Origin of the sequence: Sphingomonas qilianensis (assembly GCF_039614825.1) — a bacterium.
Taxonomy (GTDB): Bacteria; Pseudomonadota; Alphaproteobacteria; order Sphingomonadales; family Sphingomonadaceae; genus Sphingomonas; species Sphingomonas qilianensis.
On sequence record NZ_JBDIMF010000001.1, the window covers coordinates 772113 to 788469 of the forward strand.

Consider the following 16357-nt stretch of genomic DNA (forward strand, 5'->3'; position numbering starts at 1 on the left):
CCGGCCCGAAATGGGTTCAATAACCGTTGAGCCGGGCGAAGCGCTCACGGTGAAAAGCGGCATTGCCCCACATCGTCTCCAGCACGCGCGCGCGCTTGAGATACAGGCCGGCATCATGCTCGTCGGTCATGCCGATCCCGCCGTGCAGCTGGATCATCTCGCGGCTGACCAGATGCAGCGTATCGCTGGCGATCGCCTTGGCCAGGCTCACTGCCTGATCGGTATCGCTGCGCTTGGCGTCGATCGCCTCCAGCGCCCCCTCCACCGCCGAACGCATCAGTTCGAGCTCGGTGAACATCTTGGCCATGCGGTGCTGCAGCGCCTGAAAGGTCGACAGCGGCTGGCCGAACTGCACGCGTTGTTTGAGAAAATCGTTGGTCACGGCAAAGGCCTGCTCCGCCATGCCGAGCATTTCCGCGGACAGCGCCGCGGTGGCCAGATCGATTACCTGCGCGGTAAGCTCAGGCCCGCCCAATTTCTCCGCCGCGGCGCCGTCGAACGCCACCTGCGCATGGCTGCGCGAATCCGCCATGTGGCGCGCCGATCGCGTCACGCCCTCATCACCCGTGACAAGATACAGGCCGTTGCTCGCTGCCACCACGAACGCTTGCGCGCTATCGCCCTCGGCCACGAACTGCTTGGTCCCGCTGAGCACGCCGCCCACCGCCACCGTCGCGATCCGCGCCGGATCGTGCACCGGCCCCTCATCCACCGCCAGCGTCGCGACGATCTCGCCCGCAGCGATCCGCGGCAGCCAGTCGCGCTTTGCCGCCTCGGACGTGCCCAGCGCGATCGCCGCGGCGGCCGCGGCAGTCGAGGCCAAAGGCGAGGCGGTCAGGTTGCGCCCCAATTGCTCGAGCACCATGCCCAGCGACAGGTAGCCAAACGCCGATCCGCCAAACTCCTCGGGCACCACGATCCCGGCCCAGCCCATCTCGCCCATCTGCGCCCAGGCGGCGGCATCATAGCCCGCCGCCGGCGCGGCATTGCGCACGCGTCGGAACGCGCTCACCGGCGCCTCGTTATCCGCCCATTCGCGCGCCATATCGCGCAGCATCGTCTGTTCGTCGTTCAATACGGCCATGTCGTTCTTCCCTAAACCCGCAATCCGTCATCCCAGCGCAAGCTGGGATCTCCACGAGGCGCGCGGCGCGCCAGCCCCACCAAGACCCCAGCGTGCGCTGGGGCGACGTGGTTCGATCTCACTCACTGATGATCCAGCATCCCCAGGATGCGCTTGGCGATCACGTTGTTCTGAATCTCGCTCGATCCGCCATAGATCGACACGGCCTTGCCCCACAGCCAAGTGCGCGTCTGCGCGAGCTCCTCCGCGCTGAACCCTTCGCCGTCCCAGCCGAGGCCATTCATGCCCATGATCTCGATGCTCAGCTCGGCGCGATCCTGCGTGATGCGCGCGCCGACATTCTTCATGATGCTGGTCGCCGCCGATGGCCCCTGGTTGGAGCGCGCTTCCAGCGCCGCGCGCCTGAGCGTCAGCGCGAAGGCGCGGGCATCCATTTCGTGCCGCACGATGCGCATGCGCAGATCCTGATCGGGCACGCGGCCCGCCTCGTCCGCGCCGCGATATTCCTTGGCCAGCGCCCCCATCGGCTTGCCGGCGAACATCCGCGCCGCCGATCCGCCGCCCGACAGGCTGGAGCGTTCATGCTGCAGCAGCCGCTTGCCGATCGTCCAGCCCTCGCCCTCGCGCCCGATCAGATTGCCCTTGGGCACCTTCACGTTGGTGAAAAACGTCTCGCAGAACGGCGAGGAGCCGGAGATCAGCCGGATCGGCTTCACCTCGACGCCCTCGGCATCCATGTCGATCAGCAGAAAACTGATCCCCTCATGCTTTTTCGATTTATCGGTGCGCACCAGCGCAAAGCATTTGTCGGCCCATTGCCCGCCGCTCGTCCAGGTCTTCTGGCCATTGACGAGATAGTGATCCCCCCGATCCTCCGCGAACATCTGCAGGCTGGCCAGATCGGAGCCGGCACCGGGCTCGGAATAGCCCTGGCACCAGCGCACGTCGCCGCGCGCGATCGCCGGGATATGCTCCAGTTTCTGCTCCTCGGTGCCATATTCGAGCAACGTCGGCCCGAACATCATCACGCCCATGCCGCCAATCGGATTCCACGCGCCGACCCGCGCCATCTCCTCGTGCAGCACGCGCACTTCGGCCTTGTCGAGCCCGCCCCCTCCATAGTGTTTGGGCCAGGCCGGTACGCCCCAGCCCTTGTCACCCATGGCTTTCTTCCACGCCGCCTGTTCGGGCGTATCCTCGCTCGGCCCGTCGAGCGCGGACATGGCATTGTCCTGGCCCTTCAACGTGGCGGGGAAATGCTCGGCCAGCCAGCCGCGCACGTCGTGGCGGAAGGTGTCGAGCGGTGCGGCGGGCGAGTCGAGTTCGGCAGCGGAAGCCATGGATCCTCATCCTTTTCTACGATTCTGAATATCGGGTATGGCGATGGAATGCCACAGATCGGCGCATAAGCAAAGCGTCTGCGTGGGCGTGATCCAGCTCTTTCCTACACGCCAAACATATGGCATGTTCGGTTAATGTTCTGCGCCCGCCGGGCGGATATGGTGGCTGCGAAGAACGCGTCAGCGTCTCAACATTGTCAACATTCGCGCGCCCAGCGACGACTTTACAAAGCTTGCCGCCCTTGAGACGGTTGCGCCGACTCCGCCAGTTTCCACAGGAGGTTTTCCATGCCTTTTGCGAACCGCGCCGTGCCCTTCGTGCTTGCCGCCGTGCTGATCGACACGATCGGCTTTGGCATCGTCATGCCCGTGCTGCCCGCGCTGATCACCCGGCTTGGCCAGGTCGGGATCGACGATGCCGCGCGCATTGCCGGCTATATGCTGGTCGCCTTCGCGCTCGCGCAGTTCGTCGCCGGCCCGGTGCTCGGTAATCTCAGCGACCGCTTCGGCCGCCGCCCGGTGCTGATCGCCTCGATGCTCGCCTTCGGCATCGATTACGCGTTGATGGCGATCGCCCCCACGCTCGCCTGGCTGTTCCTCGGTCGTATGGTCGCGGGCTTTGCCGGCGCGGTCTACGGCCCGGCAAATTCAGTCATTGCCGATGTGACGCCGCCTGAGAAGCGCAGCGCCGCGTTCGGCTATGTCAGCGCCGCCTTTGGCATCGGCTTCATCATCGGGCCGGCGCTGGGCGGGCTGATCGCCGGGTTCGGTCCGCGCGCGCCCTTCATCGCCGCCGCGGTCCTGGCGCTGGGCAATGCCGCGATCATGATCGTGGCGTTGCCCGAATCGCTGGCGCAGGAACACCGCCGCCCGTTCCGCTGGCGCGACGCGCATATCATCGGGGCATTCAGGCCCCTGTTCGAAAGCCGCATCGCGGCACCGTTGCTGCTGGTCGCGCTGATCTGGCAGTTGGCGCACCAGGTCTATCCCGCCACCTGGGCGTTCTGGGCCACGATCCGCTTTAACTGGAGCCCGGGCGCGATCGGGCTCAGTCTGGCCTATGTCGGGTTGATCATGGCGCTGGTGCAGGGGCTGCTCGTCGGCCTGGTGATCGGCCGCATCGGCGATCGCCGCGCGCTGCTGATCGGGCTCGGCACGGGTGCGGCAGGATTTCTGGCCTTCGCCTTCGTCACCGCCGGGTGGCAGACCTATGCCATCATGATTTTTGCCGCCTTGTCCGGCCTGGTCGGCCCGGCGCTCAACGGGCTGCTCTCGCGCATGGTCGGGCCCGAGCGGCAAGGCGTATTGCAGGGCGGTCTGGGCAGCCTTGGCAGCGTCGCGGCGATCATCAGCCCCCTGATGATGACGCAGGCGTTGGCAGCGGGCGTCGAGCACGGTTTCCCCGGCGCGGCGTTCCTGCTCGCGGGGCTGCTCGTCGTGGCTGCGCTCGGCATCGTCGCCGCGAAACTGCGCGTTCCGGCGCACGCGGCCAGCGACACGGTTGCCGAGGCGTGATGGCGCTCCCATTTCTGGCGCGACACCATAGGAGCTGCCTGCATGATCGATCTGCATTACTGGCCCACGCCGAACGGCCACAAGATCACGTTGTTTCTGGAAGAGACCGGGCTCGATTACCGCATCGTCCCGGTCAATATCGGCAAGGGCGACCAGTTCGAGCCCGATTTTCTCAAGATCGCCCCCAACAATCGCATGCCCGCGATCGTCGATCATGCGCCCACCGATGGCGGCGCCCCGATCGCCATTTTCGAAAGCGGCGCGATCCTGCTCTATCTTGCCGAGAAAACCGGCCGCTTCGGCGGCGCCGATGTGCGCAGCCGGACTGAAATCAACCAGTGGCTGATGTGGCAGATGGGCGGGCTTGGCCCCATGCTCGGGCAGAACCACCATTTCACGCGCTACGCGCCCGAACAGGTGCCTTATGCGATCGATCGCTATGTTCGCGAGACCAACCGCCTGTACGGCGTGCTTGATCGCCGGCTGGAGGGCCGCGACTTCATCACCGGCGACTATTCGATCGCCGACATGGCCAGCTATCCGTGGATCCTGCCCGAAGCGCAGGGCCAGAATATCGACGACTTTCCCAACGTGAAACGCTGGCACGCGGCGATCAAGGATCGCCCCGCGACGATCGAAGCGTATCGCAAGGGCGCCGAGATCCAGCCAGCGCAATCGCCGATGACCGAGGAGCAGAAGAAGGTGCTGTTCGGCCAGACGGCGAAAGGCGATTGAGAAGGATGAGGCGGCGTGGCGCCGCCTCATCCACTTACTTGGTCGGCGCGACGGGCACCTGCGCCACCGGTGCGGCCACAACCATCGGTTGGCTCGGCGCAGCCACCGCGGCAAACTGCACGTCTTCATCAATAAAGCCCTTAACCGGCGAACCGGCAGCGACCATGGCGCTTGTTCCGGTCATGAAAAAGCCGGCGGGAAGGAAGACCAGGGCTGACACGGCGGTAGCGCCGATGCCGCCAGCAGTGCCCTTGTCGTCAAAGGCACCTGTCAACCGGATCTGGCGGCCGTTGGCCGTCAAATACAACACCCGCGCACCAAAATGGCCGGATTTGCCCCACATGCCCTTGTTACGCACTTCCATGATTTCGCCGACTGCTGGCGACCCGGCTGGAATGACCGTCGTACCGTTGATGACTACATTTTCCGATACTTCGAGATTGAAGCGCTGGCCGACCTTCAGCTTCTTGCCCTTCGTCGTTAGCTCTTCTGTCGTCCGCAACGGCACGGCCGTCCCGACACGCAGAACGGTCTCGCCTTTCGCCGGCTGGAAAGCCGCCACCGTTGCCGGCGATGCGGCCGGCGTCGAACTCTGGGCTAAAGCCGCGCCGGATGTTGCAGACACGATAAAAAATGCGCCCGAAAGCGCTGTACTGAACCTGTTCATGAAATCCCCCCATCGCCGGTTTTCCCGACCGGCGGATGTAAGTGACTGAAAACGGGAGATCATGTCAATTGACTCAACCACTTTGGAAGAAACAGATCATTTGTGTTCGAATCTTTGAGGTGGATTTCACCCCGCACCCCCCTCACGCACCCCTTTCGAACATCGCGTATGGCAATCCACCCTCTGCTGGACTAGCAAACTCGAACCATGGGAACCGACAACACCGCCGCCGCGCTGCTCGCCAGCGACTTCGCCACGCTGCCCGATCTGATCCGGGCGCATGCCACCACCCAGCCTGACAAGGTCGCGCTGGCCGAGGCGGGGGGCGAGCTTGATTATGCCGCGCTCGATGCGCTGATCGACCGCGTCGCCGCGGCGCTGCAGCGCGATGGCGTGGCGCAGGGCGCCGCGGTGGCGATCGTCGCTGCCGCCTCGATCGATTATGCCGCGGTTTTCCTTGGCGCGCTGCGCGCCGGATGCGTGGCCGCCCCGCTGGCGCCCTCCGCCACCCCCGAGGCGATCATCGGCATGATCGCCGATTGCGACGCTGCCGTAACCTTCCTCGATGCCGATGCAGCGGCTTTGCTCAAGGGCCGTCATGTGCCGGGCAAGCTCGTCCATCTCAAATCGCTGGGCAGTTGGCTGGCGGCGCCGGGCGCGCGCCCCGCCCCCGTCGCCATTGCGCCGGCGGACGGCTTCAACATCATCTATTCCTCGGGCACCACCGGCAGCCCAAAAGGCATCGTGCAGAGCCATGCGATGCGCTGGGCGCATATCGCGCGCAACGCCGCAGCGGGCTTCGGCGAGGCGGTGACGATGATCGCCACGCCGCTTTATTCGAACACCACGTTGGTCAGCTTCCTCCCCACGCTGGGTTGGGGCGGCACGGTCGTGCTGATGAAAAAGTTCGACGCGCGGGGCTATTGCCAGCTCGCCGAGCGCCACCGCGCGACGCACACCATGCTCGTCCCCGTACAATATCAGCGCATCATGGCGCTGCCCGATTTCGAGCGCTTCGACCTGTCCAGCTTCCGCCTCAAGACCAGCACCAGCGCGCCGTTCGCCGCGGCGCTCAAGGCCGACATCCTGGCGCGCTGGCCCGGCCTGCTGGTGGAATATTACGGCCTGACCGAGGGCGGCGCCTCGACCGGGCTCAACGCCACCGCGCACCCCGACAAGCTGCACACCGTCGGCCCGCCGCTGCCCGGCCACGAAATCCGCCTGATCGACGATGATGGCAACGAGGTCGCGCCGGGCGAGATGGGCGAAGTGGTCGGCCGCAGCCCGACGATGATGACCGGCTATCACGGCCGTGCCGAGGCAAGCGCGGCGGCGGAATGGCACGACCAGGACGGCAATCGCTACATTCGCCACGGCGATGTCGCGCGCTTCGATGACGACGGCTTTCTCATTCTGCTCGACCGCAAGAAGGATCTGATCATTTCGGGCGGGTTCAACATCTACCCCACCGATCTCGAAGCCGTGCTCAGCCAGCATCCCGCGGTCGCCGATTGCAGCGTGATCGGTGTGCCGTCCGAGGCGTGGGGCGAGACGCCCGTCGGCTTTTATGTGCCGCACACCGGCGTCGCTGCCAGCATCGACGAGATCCGCGACTGGACCAACGCGCAACTGGGCAAGACGCAGCGCCTCTCCGCCTTGCACGCGATCGACGAATTGCCGCGCAGTGCGATCGGCAAGGTGCTCAAGCGCGAATTGCGGGACCGGTTGCAGGAGGCAAGCGCATGACCTCGATCACCGACATGCTCGCCGCGGCGACCCTCACGGATACCGGCTTCACTGCCACGATCACGCCCAATTGGCTGCAGGGCCGCACCGCTTATGGCGGGCTATCGAGCGCGCTGGCGCTGCACGCCGCGCAAGCCTGCGAACCGGATCTGCCACCGCTCCGCTCGGCGCAAGTGTCGTTCATCGGTCCGCTGGCCGGCGACGTCACGGTCACCGCGACCAAGCTGCGCCGCGGTCGCAATGCGGCCTTCATCCAGTCCGATATCGTCTCCGAGGCGGGGCTGGGTTACCGCGCGACCTTTGTGTTCATGTCGGATCAGCCGTCGCGCATCGATCTCGAGGGGCGGCTCAACAACGCTGTCCGCCCGCCCGCGCCCGATGCCGAACTTTATACCGGCCCGCCGGAATTCTTCACCGGCAATTTCAATTTCTTCGATCTGAAAGAGGGGCTGGGCGAGGCCGAGTGGCTGCGTTGGGGCCGGCTGCGCGCACGCGACGGGCTTGATCCGATGGTCGAGGTCATGGCGATCGCCGACGCGCTTCCCCCGGCCGCGTTCAAGCTGCTCGGCAAGCAGCCAGCCCCGCTGAGTTCGCTGACCTGGATCGTCAATCTGCTCACCCCCACGCCGCGCACGACGGATGGCTGGTGGCTGCTTTCCGCGACGACCGATCATGCCAGGAATGGCTGTTCGAGCCAGAGCATGATGCTGTGGAATGCGGATGGCGTGCCAATCGCGCAAGGCATGCAAAGTGTCGCGATCTTCGCCTGATCGGCGGATATGCGGCATCCGATGCCGGCGCCATTGCACGCATCCGCTGGCGAGTCACGAAAAGGGCCGCCGGCCTTCGCCAGCGGCCCTCTCCCATCCCAACGGAACGAGCTTAAGCGAACGATACGGTCGTGCGGATCTTGCGGCGGCGCATCGATCCCCCGATCATGCCAAACCCCGCCAGCATCATCGCCCAAGTCGCAGGCTCCGGTATGGCCGGTGCGAATTGCTGATAGATGTCGCCTGTCGTGGCCAGATAGCTGCCGCCATTGGCCAGCGCATCGACGCTCAGATTCCAGCCCATCGCATCATAGGCAGCGAGATCGAGTGCCGTGACGACGCCTTCTTGGCCGAAGCAGAAGGTTGGATCGAGCAATCCGTTGCCCACCTGGCAACCCGCCGTGTCCTTCCAGTGCGACGCCTGGCGACCATCTCCATTGTACGAACCGGTCGACATCGTGTTGCCGAACAGCGCGGTCTGGCCGCCATCGATCGAGAAGTATTTCGTGCCGCCGACCGCCAGATCGAGCGTCGCCCCGGTGCCCGGCGCAATGCCCGTTGGATCATCGCTGTAGCGGAACATGTCGAGCGCACTGTAAATCGAAGTGTCGTTAAGACTATAGCCCAAAGCGCCCGCACCAGGGCCATCCGGACCGCCGTAATAATCGAGGAAGTCGACACCCGAGACGAAGCCCAGCGCATGGCCGATCTCATGAATGGCCACGCCGATGAAATCGAACGTGTTCGCGGTGATGCCGTCCGATGGGTTGAAGTCGAAGGCAAAATTGCTGCTGAACCGCACGGTCCCGTCCAGCGCGCCGGGGCTGCTCAAGTTTCCACCGATCGCCTTCACCACCGACGAGTTCAGATAGAGAACCTGGCTGCTGGTGCTGTCGCCGTCGATATAGGTAAGCTTGCTGGTGTCGTCATTGCCGTCTTCGTCGACGCCGTTGGTGATGAAGCTCGCGCCTCCCCCGGTCAGCGTCGGCAGCACGATGTTTTGATCCAGCGTCGAGTTGCTCTTGGTCGCATTGATCTGGTTCTCCCAGTTGGCGACCGAATAATCGAGACGCCGGCTGCCCGTCGAACCAATAATGCCGGGGTTGAGCGCGGCGAAGCTGACACCGAGATTGATTGTCACGCTGTTGGTAAGGATCGAGCCCCAATAGGCAGCGGCGATATTAAAGCCCTGCTCAGCCGCGGAACCCGTTACGCCGCCCTGATCGACAAGATTGATAACCGCCGCATTAGCCGGTGCCAAACACAGTGTGACCATTGCCGCGCTGCAGCACAAAATGCCCTTGAAATGCATGTCTGACCCCTCTTACCGGTGATTCTGAACCTGGTATTAACTATGTATAGTGAAGTAAAACGCTGCCCTGTCAACGTGAGATTGTTCTTTTATGGCGGTATGTTGACTGCCATGTGGCAGCTTCGCCTGGAGCCATGAATTGCGAAGCTCCTCTTATCGGATGGTCGGAACAATGAAGCGCCCAATGAGCAGTGCGGCTGCACAAATCGTGCTCACCGAACTGAAGACCGCTCTCCACCGCCGCGACCGCGCTGCGACGAATCGCGCCGTGACCGCCTTGCTGGACGGTGCCGCGCCGCTTGGCGAACAATGGCGCTCGATCTCCCGCCTGATGCAGGTCAGCGGCGAGCTGACGCTGGCGCACCGCGCGATTGATTGCTTCGTGGCGAGCGCCGCCGACAAGTCCGCCGCGCGCTACGCCAAGGTCGTTCTGCTCACCCAATCCAACCGCATCCGTGAGGCGCACGATTTGCTCGCGACATTGCCCACGCATGTCCCCGATCCCGCCGGCCATGCCTATGTGCTGGGCAACACCGCGATGACACTGGGCGATGTGACGCAAGCCCGCGCCCATCTGCAGACGGCGCTCAAGCATCGCCCAGGCTGGGGGCCGGCGTGGCTGTCATTAGCGACGATGGTCAATCTGGCGCAGGATCCGCTCGGCGATCGCTTGCTCGCCGAAGCCCCGGCAGCCGAGCGCCAGGGGCCGGCTGACCTGGCGCGTTATTGCTATGCGCTTGGCAAGCTGCACGCCGATCGCGGCGATCCGGCCGCAACCTTCGCGGCCTATGCCCGTGGCGCGCAATTGCTCAAATCGCAGACGCCTTATAGCCGCAACGGCAACGCCGCGAACGCGCAGTCGGCGATGACCGGCTATCCCGACGGCTTTTTCGACCGGATGCGCGCGCAGCAGACGCGGGACACAAGCCGCCCAATATTCGTCACCGGTTTGCCGCGTTCCGGGACGACATTGGTCGAACACATCCTCGCCAGCCATAGCGACGTGGTGGATGGCGGCGAGCTCAACATCGTTCAGCATGTCGCGGTGGCGGTGGGCGGCGTCTCGGGCGAGGCGCTCGAACAATATATGGCCGGCGGCGGCACGCTCGACACGCTCAGCGATCTGTATCTGCATCTGCTCGCCGAACGCTTCAGCGGCACCGGAAGGGTCGTCGACAAGACGATCGACGTCAGCCGTTGCCTGGGGCTGATCGCCGCCGCGTTGCCCGATGCGCCGTTGATCTGGATGCGGCGCGATCCGCTCGACAGCGCCTGGTCGTGCTTCCGGACCTTCTTCATCCACGGCGTTGCGTGGAGCTATGATCTGGCCGAAATCGCCGATCACTTCCGGCTGGAAGATCAGTTGATGGCGTTCTGGAAGGCGCAGCTCGGCGATCGCCTGCTGATAGTGCCATATCGCGCGTTGGTCGAGGATCCGGCGACGTGGACCGCGCGGTTGCTGGCGCATTGCGGGCTGCCAGAGGAGGCGGGTGCCTACACCCCACATCTGACCGAGCGCACCGTGGCCACCGCCAGTTCGCTGCAGGTCCGCCGCCCGATCAACCGCGATGGCCTGGGCGTGGCCGAGCCTTACCGGGCCTATCTGCAACCGTTCGTCGACGCCTATGACCGTGAGAACGACACCGTCCGCCCTCGCTGAGACGCCAGCTCCGACAGTGCGACACTTTGCGACAATTTTCGCCTTTGGCGACACACTGCAGTGACAAGCCGGTTCCATTAAGGTGGCCAAGGACGCGGGCAGGCCGCGCCTGCACAGTCGGGAACCACACATGAACAAGAAGCTCATCATCGCCGCCGCCCTTGCCGCTTCCGCGGTCGGCGGCATCGCCGTAGCCGCTGAAGCGGTAATCGGCCCGCGCGGCCCCATGGCGGCGGACACCAACAAGGACGGCATCATTTCTCGCTCGGAATTCTTCGCAGCGGCCGATGCCCGCTTCGCCAAGCGTGACACCAATGGCGATCGCAAGCTCAGCGGCGCCGAGATCGACACTGGCCGGCGCGGCGAAAAGCTTTTGCGTAACGACACGAATAAGGACGGCATCATTTCTTTTGCCGAGATCACGGCGGCCAAGTCCGCGCGCTTCAAGGCGAAGGATGCTAATCAAGACGGCAACCTGACCCGCGAGGAAATGCGCCCCAAAGGCCCGCGCGGTGGCGGTATGCGGGCCATGGCCGGCATGATGCTGCGCAATGCCGATGCCAACAAGGACGGCAAGATCAGTCGCGATGAGGTACGCGCCGAGGCGGACCAGCGCTTCGATCGCCTCGATGCCAATCGTGACGGCTTTGTCGATCGCGCCGAGATGGAAGCGATGCGTGGCCCGGGCCGCGGCCCCGGCGGCCATGGGGGGCCCGGCGCCGACATGCCCCCACCCCCGCCTCGCGACAGCGAGTAACGTAAACGCCAGGCGGCTGTGGTCGCCTGGCGCCTTCTCCGATGGGGAAACATCATGCTAAGCGCCGAACCGATGGGAGACATGCCACATCTGCTGCTCGTCGATGACGAGCGCTCGATCCGCGAACCGCTTGGGCAATATCTGACCAAACAGGGCTTTCGCGTTACGCAGGCGAGCGATGCGGCCATCGCGCGCACGCGGCTCGCGGCCTATGCCATCGACCTCGTCGTGCTCGACATCATGATGCCTGGCGAAGACGGCCTGAGCCTGACACGCCACATCCGCGAAACAAGCGAGATACCCGTCATCCTGCTCACCGCGCGCAGCGAAGAGACCGATCGCATCGTCGGGCTGGAAATGGGCGCCGACGATTATGTCGTAAAGCCGTTCTCGCCCCGCGAGCTTTCGGCCCGCATCAAGGTCATTCTGCGCCGTGCCGCTGCCGGTGGCACGCGCCAGCATGCGCCAGATAGCGGCGCGTTCGCCTTTGCCGGCTGGGTGCTCAAATCGGGCGAACGCGCGCTGGTCGATCGTGACGGCGTCTCCGTGCCGCTATCGACCGGCGAATATAATCTGCTCCACGCGCTGGTCACGCGCCCACGCCAGGTACTGACCCGCGATCAATTGCTTGATCTGACGCAGGGCCGCGAGGCCGCCGCGTTCGATCGCGCGATCGACAATCAGGTCAGCCGCTTGCGCCGCAAGATCGAGGCTGATCCGAAAAACCCGGATCTGATCAAGACGGTATGGGGCGGCGGTTATACGCTCGCGGCCGAAGTGACACGCTTGTGACCACGATGCGTTTCTGGTCGCGCAGTCTGGCCGGCCAGATGGCAGTCCTTGTCGCGCTCGCGCTGCTGGTCGCGCAATTGATCAATTTCGGCGTACTGCTCAACGAGCGCCGCAATTTCCGTTTCGAGCAGGCAACGGGGCCCGCCGTGGCGCGGATCGTCGATGCCGTGGAGCGTGCCGACCAACGCATCCTTTCGGCCGAACGGGGCCGCGTTCGCCTGCTTGAGGCTTCGCCGATCGACAGGGCCGCCGAGCATCGCCCAGAGGTTGAGCGTGGTATCCGTGATGCGCTGCGCGAGGCGGGGCTCCGTGTCGGGCGGATCGAAACGGCGGTGGTCGATCAGCGCCCGCCATTGCTGCAGCGTCCGGGGCCCCGCCGGGTGCGCGATCCGAGCAGGGCCAGTGGGGATCTGATCATCGCCGTCGAGCGCATGGGCGGCGGCTGGCTGGTCTCCGCCACGCCGTGGCCCCGTGGCGAAGGCCGATTGTTTATGCGGCTGATTGCGCAGACGCTGATCCTTTACGCCATCGTCCTGCTCCCCGTGCTATGGATCGGCCGGCGCATTTCGCGCCCATTGCGCAGCCTGGCGACCGCCGCGCGCGATTTCACCCCAGGCGAGGTGGACGTGCCGCTCGCGGAGGACGGCCCCGATGATCTGCGCGAGGTGGTCGCCGCATTTAACGCACTGCGGCTGCGCGTTACCGCCATGCTGGACGAGAAGGATCGCATGCTGGGCGCGATCGGGCACGATCTTCGCACCCCGCTCGCGGCCTTGCGCGTGCGCATCGAATCGGTTGAAGACGAGGCCGATCGCACCAAGATGGCCGACACGATCATGGAGATGGATCGCACGCTGGACGACATCCTGTCGCTCGCGCGACTCGGGCGGCCCAGCGAGCCATTGACCGAGGTAGATCTCTCCGCGCTGGTCGATGCGGTAGTGGAGGATTTTCGCGATCTTGGCGCCGAGGTGACCTTCGACGAGGAAACGCCACGGTTGCAGATGCGGCTGCGACCGTCGCTGATGCGCCGCGCGGTGCGCAATCTGATTGAGAATGCGGTGAAATACGGCATTTCCGCCGCCGTCACGATCGACGCGATGCCCGCGCACGTTAAAATTGTGGTGGCGGATCAAGGGCCGGGCATTCCCGAGGACCGTCTGGCGGACGTGTTCGATCCGTTCACGCGCCTCGAAACCTCGCGCAACCGCGATACGGGGGGAATCGGGCTTGGCCTGGCGCTGGCGGGTGCCATCGTCGCCGATGCGGGGGGCACGATAGAATTGAAAAACCGCCCCGGCGGCGGGCTCGACGCCACGATTATTCTGCCGCGATAAACCCATAATGGATCACGAAAGACAGCCTTCGCGCACTTTTGTTATAATTGAAGCTGTGCTATCCGTTGGAAATTGGTCCGGCCGACATTAGTCGGTGCATACTTGGGGTACGCGGCGGACTTAAGGGTGAACATTATGAACGCCTCCGACCTCTATTCGCTACTCAACGACGCCTGCCAGCAACTTGACGATAAAGGCGATCATGCGATCGCCGCTTATGTTGGGCTGGCCATGGCGCTGGTCGCCGATAAATATGACATCGATACCGATAACGACGAGGAGGCGGACGGCGCACATGCCGCCCATCTGCCGAAGTCCGGCGGGCGAAGCGGCGGTTCCTGGGCCTGAAGCCGCTCGCTAGATCAGGTAGAAGGTGGTGCGGGCGGTCGGAATCGAACCGACACTCCTTTCGGAACCGGATTTTGAGTCCGGCGCGTCTACCAGTTCCACCACGCCCGCATCGGCTGAGGATTCGAGCGTTTCCGCTCTCGTAACCGCGGATGGCCGAATGGCATAACCCGGGGCGCAACGTCCAGCCCTTTCGCGACTTTGATCGCAGGAAGCGGAACGCCGGGGCGCGAAAGAAGCGCTAGGGTCGAACGACGCAACGGGGACGGATCATGCACTATTACACGACGATGCGCTCTGCCGTCGGCGCGCTCAAGCTGGTGGCCAGCGACGCCGGTCTGACCGCAATCCTGTGGGAAAACGACGCGCCCGACCGGGTGCGACTTGGGGCGATGACCGAGGGCGACGATCACCCCGTTCTGCGCGAGGCGAAACGCCAGATCGCCGCCTATTTTGCGGGCACATTAACCGCCTTCACCGTGCCGCTCGATTTCCACGGCACCGATTTTCAGAAAAGCGTGTGGGAAGCGTTGCTCACGATCCCGTTCGGTCAGACGCGCAGCTATGGCGAGATCGCGCGCCAGATCGGTCGCCCAGGCGCCGCCCGCGCCGTCGGCGCTGCGAACGGACGCAACCCCATCTCGATCATCGCGCCGTGTCACCGCGTGATTGGCGCGAATGGCACGCTGACCGGCTTTGCCGGTGGGCTGGAGGCGAAAAAGCTGCTGCTCGATCTCGAACGCGTGCCCGCTTAGCTGCGCGGCGCCTGTCGCCGGTAGCTCAGCGCCTCGGCGACATGGATACGCCCGATCGCCGCACTACCGGCCAGATCCGCAATGGTGCGCGCGACGCGCAAGATCCGCGTATAGCCGCGCGCCGACAACCGCATCGCTTCGCTGGCTTGGGCGAGCAATTTGCGCCCGGGCTCGTCCGGCGTGGCCACGGCGGCAAGCAGTTCGCCATCGATTTCTGCATTGGTGCGAACGTCATGCGCGTCGTACCGCGCCGCCTGCAGCGCACGCGCCGCCGCCACACGCGCGCGCACCTCGGCCGAGCCTTCCGCCGGCGGCGGCAGCACCAGATCCGCAGCGCTCACCGCCTGCACCTCCACATGCAGATCCATGCGATCGAGCAGCGGCCCGCTGACCTTGGCCTGATAATCCGCCGCGCACCGCGGCGCGCGCGAACAGGCCAAAGCGGCGTCGCCAAGGTGGCCGCAACGGCACGGATTCATCGCTGCCACCAACTGCACCCGTGCGGGAAACGTGACATGCGCATTGGCGCGCGCGACGCTCACCGTACCCGTTTCGAGCGGCTGGCGAAGCGAATCAAGCACCGCGCGCTGGAATTCGGGCAGTTCATCAAGAAACAGCACGCCGAGATGCGCCAGGCTGACCTCCCCCGGCTTCACTTTCAGCCCGCCACCGATCAGCGCCGCCATCGAGGCCGAATGATGCGGCGCGCGGTACGGACGGCGGCGCGTCAGACGACCGCCCTGCAGCGTTCCCGCCACGCTCGCCACCATCGACACCTCCAGCGCTTCGGCCGCATCAAGCGGCGGCAGGATGCTTGGCAGGCAGGACGCCATCAGCGATTTGCCAGATCCCGGCGGCCCGATCATCAGCAGATTATGGTTGCCAGCCGCCGCAATCTCCAGCGCACGCTTGGCAGTTTCCTGTCCTTTGACCTGCGCGAGATCGGGGCCGGCCACATTGTCCTCCACCACCCCCGGTTGCGGCGCGGACAGCAAGCCATGGCCCTTGAAATGGTTGAGCAGGGCGAGAATATCGGGCGCGGCGATCACCTGGATCGATCCCGCCCACGCCGCCTCCGCCCCCTGCGCCGCCGGGCACACCAGCCCCTTGCCGATCGCCGATGCGTGCAACGCGGCAAGCAATACCCCGGGCGACGAGGCCACGCGCGCATCCAACCCCAATTCTCCCACCACGACATAATCAGACAAGGTCTCGGCATCCACGACGCCCATCGCGCCAAGCAGCGCCAGCGCGATCGGCAGATCGAAATGCGATCCTTCCTTGGGCAGATCAGCGGGCGACAGATTGACCACAATCCGCTTGGGCGGCAGCGCCAGCCCCATCGCCGAAATCGCGCCACGCACGCGCTCGCGGCTTTCTGCCACCGCCTTGTCGCCGAGCCCGACGACGTAAAAGCCAGGCAGCCCGGGGATGAGCTGCACCTGCACCTCGACCGCGCGCGCCTCAAGCCCGAGATACGCAACGGTCGATACGCTTGCCACCATGCCGTTGCTCCCCCCGAAGTCGGGCGAGCATAGC

The 16357-nt window shown here is 64.9% G+C and carries 15 protein-coding genes and 1 tRNA gene; 10 read left to right on the forward strand and 6 right to left on the reverse strand.

Translation table 11 applies throughout. The features are described from left to right. Window positions 1–16 precede the first annotated feature (16 nt). Window positions 17–1084, reverse strand: coding sequence for an acyl-CoA dehydrogenase family protein (locus ABC969_RS03700; RefSeq protein ID WP_345863045.1), 1068 nt, complete (start codon window positions 1082–1084; stop codon window positions 17–19). 122 nt (window positions 1085–1206) lie between these two features. Beyond that, entirely contained in the window at window positions 1207–2424 is a 1218-nt protein-coding gene (locus ABC969_RS03705; protein WP_345863046.1) for an acyl-CoA dehydrogenase family protein, read from the reverse strand. A gap of 288 nt (window positions 2425–2712) precedes the next feature. On the opposite strand from ABC969_RS03705, the gene ABC969_RS03710 reads away from it, so the two are divergent. Both ABC969_RS03710 and ABC969_RS03715 read left to right on the forward strand, forming a co-directional pair. Then, window positions 2713–3939 carry a TCR/Tet family MFS transporter gene (locus tag ABC969_RS03710; RefSeq protein ID WP_345863047.1) on the forward strand — a complete coding sequence of 409 codons (1227 nt, stop codon included), beginning with the start codon at window positions 2713–2715 and terminating at the stop codon, window positions 3937–3939. A 42-nt stretch (window positions 3940–3981) separates the two neighbouring features. Next, on the forward strand, window positions 3982–4674 hold the full coding sequence (locus ABC969_RS03715; RefSeq protein WP_345863049.1) for a glutathione S-transferase N-terminal domain-containing protein: 693 nt from the start codon (window positions 3982–3984) through the stop codon (window positions 4672–4674). Between the two features lie 34 nt (window positions 4675–4708). Here the strand turns inward: ABC969_RS03715 and ABC969_RS03720 are convergent, their stop codons facing one another. Next, window positions 4709–5341, reverse strand: coding sequence for a hypothetical protein (locus tag ABC969_RS03720; RefSeq protein WP_345863050.1), 633 nt, complete (start codon window positions 5339–5341; stop codon window positions 4709–4711). A gap of 207 nt (window positions 5342–5548) precedes the next feature. Here ABC969_RS03720 and ABC969_RS03725 point away from each other — a divergent pair, with 207 nt between their 5' ends. Both ABC969_RS03725 and ABC969_RS03730 read left to right on the forward strand, forming a co-directional pair. Continuing rightward, window positions 5549–7087, forward strand: coding sequence for a class I adenylate-forming enzyme family protein (locus tag ABC969_RS03725; RefSeq protein ID WP_345863051.1), 1539 nt, complete (start codon window positions 5549–5551; stop codon window positions 7085–7087). Beyond that, window positions 7084–7857: a thioesterase family protein gene (locus ABC969_RS03730; protein WP_345863053.1), complete on the forward strand. Its 774-nt coding sequence runs from the start codon at window positions 7084–7086 to the stop codon at window positions 7855–7857. Before ABC969_RS03725 ends, ABC969_RS03730 begins: the two co-directional genes overlap by 4 nt. Before the next feature lie 112 nt (window positions 7858–7969). Here ABC969_RS03730 and ABC969_RS03735 read toward each other — a convergent pair whose 3' ends face one another. Further along, window positions 7970–9169 carry an NF038122 family metalloprotease gene (locus ABC969_RS03735; RefSeq protein WP_345863054.1) on the reverse strand — a complete coding sequence of 400 codons (1200 nt, stop codon included), beginning with the start codon at window positions 9167–9169 and terminating at the stop codon, window positions 7970–7972. Window positions 9170–9353: 184 nt separating this feature from the next. Between ABC969_RS03735 and ABC969_RS03740 the strand changes: the two genes are divergently transcribed. The 5 genes from ABC969_RS03740 to ABC969_RS03760 all read left to right on the forward strand — a co-directional run bounded on the left by ABC969_RS03740 (window position 9354) and on the right by ABC969_RS03760 (window position 14063). Next, the gene (locus tag ABC969_RS03740) at window positions 9354–10829 is read left to right on the forward strand and encodes a tetratricopeptide repeat-containing sulfotransferase family protein (protein WP_345863055.1); all 1476 of its coding nucleotides are present in this window, start codon (window positions 9354–9356) and stop codon (window positions 10827–10829) included. An 82-nt stretch (window positions 10830–10911) separates the two neighbouring features. Beyond that, window positions 10912–11586 (forward strand): EF-hand domain-containing protein, encoded by a 675-nt coding sequence (locus ABC969_RS03745; protein WP_345863056.1) that lies wholly within the window; start codon window positions 10912–10914, stop codon window positions 11584–11586. Window positions 11587–11658: 72 nt separating this feature from the next. After that, entirely contained in the window at window positions 11659–12378 is a 720-nt protein-coding gene (locus tag ABC969_RS03750) for a response regulator (protein WP_345863812.1), read from the forward strand. A 5-nt stretch (window positions 12379–12383) separates the two neighbouring features. Further along, window positions 12384–13715 carry a sensor histidine kinase gene (locus ABC969_RS03755; RefSeq protein WP_345863814.1) on the forward strand — a complete coding sequence of 444 codons (1332 nt, stop codon included), beginning with the start codon at window positions 12384–12386 and terminating at the stop codon, window positions 13713–13715. Window positions 13716–13850: 135 nt separating this feature from the next. Further along, a complete protein-coding gene (locus tag ABC969_RS03760; RefSeq protein ID WP_345863057.1) occupies window positions 13851–14063 on the forward strand; it encodes a hypothetical protein in 213 nt (70 codons plus the stop codon). Window positions 14064–14089: 26 nt separating this feature from the next. On the opposite strand, the gene ABC969_RS03765 is transcribed toward ABC969_RS03760, so the two are convergent. Beyond that, a tRNA-Leu gene (locus ABC969_RS03765) sits at window positions 14090–14174 on the reverse strand. Between the two features lie 161 nt (window positions 14175–14335). On the opposite strand from ABC969_RS03765, the gene ABC969_RS03770 reads away from it, so the two are divergent. Next, entirely contained in the window at window positions 14336–14818 is a 483-nt protein-coding gene (locus ABC969_RS03770; protein WP_345863058.1) for a methylated-DNA--[protein]-cysteine S-methyltransferase, read from the forward strand. Here the strand turns inward: ABC969_RS03770 and ABC969_RS03775 are convergent. Further along, window positions 14815–16323, reverse strand: a complete 1509-nt coding sequence (locus ABC969_RS03775; RefSeq protein WP_345863059.1) for a YifB family Mg chelatase-like AAA ATPase — start codon at window positions 16321–16323, stop codon at window positions 14815–14817. The genes ABC969_RS03770 and ABC969_RS03775 overlap by 4 nt on opposite strands. Window positions 16324–16357: the final 34 nt, after the last annotated feature.

Coding starts and splice junctions, on each gene's coding strand:
- ABC969_RS03700 (WP_345863045.1), bottom strand. CDS start 1,084: ATGGCCGTATTGAACGACGAACAGACGATGCTGCGCGATATGGCGCGC.
- ABC969_RS03705 (WP_345863046.1), bottom strand. CDS start 2,424: ATGGCTTCCGCTGCCGAACTCGACTCGCCCGCCGCACCGCTCGACACC.
- ABC969_RS03710 (WP_345863047.1), top strand. CDS start 2,713: ATGCCTTTTGCGAACCGCGCCGTGCCCTTCGTGCTTGCCGCCGTGCTG.
- ABC969_RS03715 (WP_345863049.1), top strand. CDS start 3,982: ATGATCGATCTGCATTACTGGCCCACGCCGAACGGCCACAAGATCACG.
- ABC969_RS03720 (WP_345863050.1), bottom strand. CDS start 5,341: ATGAACAGGTTCAGTACAGCGCTTTCGGGCGCATTTTTTATCGTGTCT.
- ABC969_RS03725 (WP_345863051.1), top strand. CDS start 5,549: ATGGGAACCGACAACACCGCCGCCGCGCTGCTCGCCAGCGACTTCGCC.
- ABC969_RS03730 (WP_345863053.1), top strand. CDS start 7,084: ATGACCTCGATCACCGACATGCTCGCCGCGGCGACCCTCACGGATACC.
- ABC969_RS03735 (WP_345863054.1), bottom strand. CDS start 9,169: ATGCATTTCAAGGGCATTTTGTGCTGCAGCGCGGCAATGGTCACACTG.
- ABC969_RS03740 (WP_345863055.1), top strand. CDS start 9,354: ATGAGCAGTGCGGCTGCACAAATCGTGCTCACCGAACTGAAGACCGCT.
- ABC969_RS03750 (WP_345863812.1), top strand. CDS start 11,659: ATGGGAGACATGCCACATCTGCTGCTCGTCGATGACGAGCGCTCGATC.
- ABC969_RS03755 (WP_345863814.1), top strand. CDS start 12,384: ATGCGTTTCTGGTCGCGCAGTCTGGCCGGCCAGATGGCAGTCCTTGTC.
- ABC969_RS03760 (WP_345863057.1), top strand. CDS start 13,851: ATGAACGCCTCCGACCTCTATTCGCTACTCAACGACGCCTGCCAGCAA.
- ABC969_RS03770 (WP_345863058.1), top strand. CDS start 14,336: ATGCACTATTACACGACGATGCGCTCTGCCGTCGGCGCGCTCAAGCTG.
- ABC969_RS03775 (WP_345863059.1), bottom strand. CDS start 16,323: ATGGTGGCAAGCGTATCGACCGTTGCGTATCTCGGGCTTGAGGCGCGC.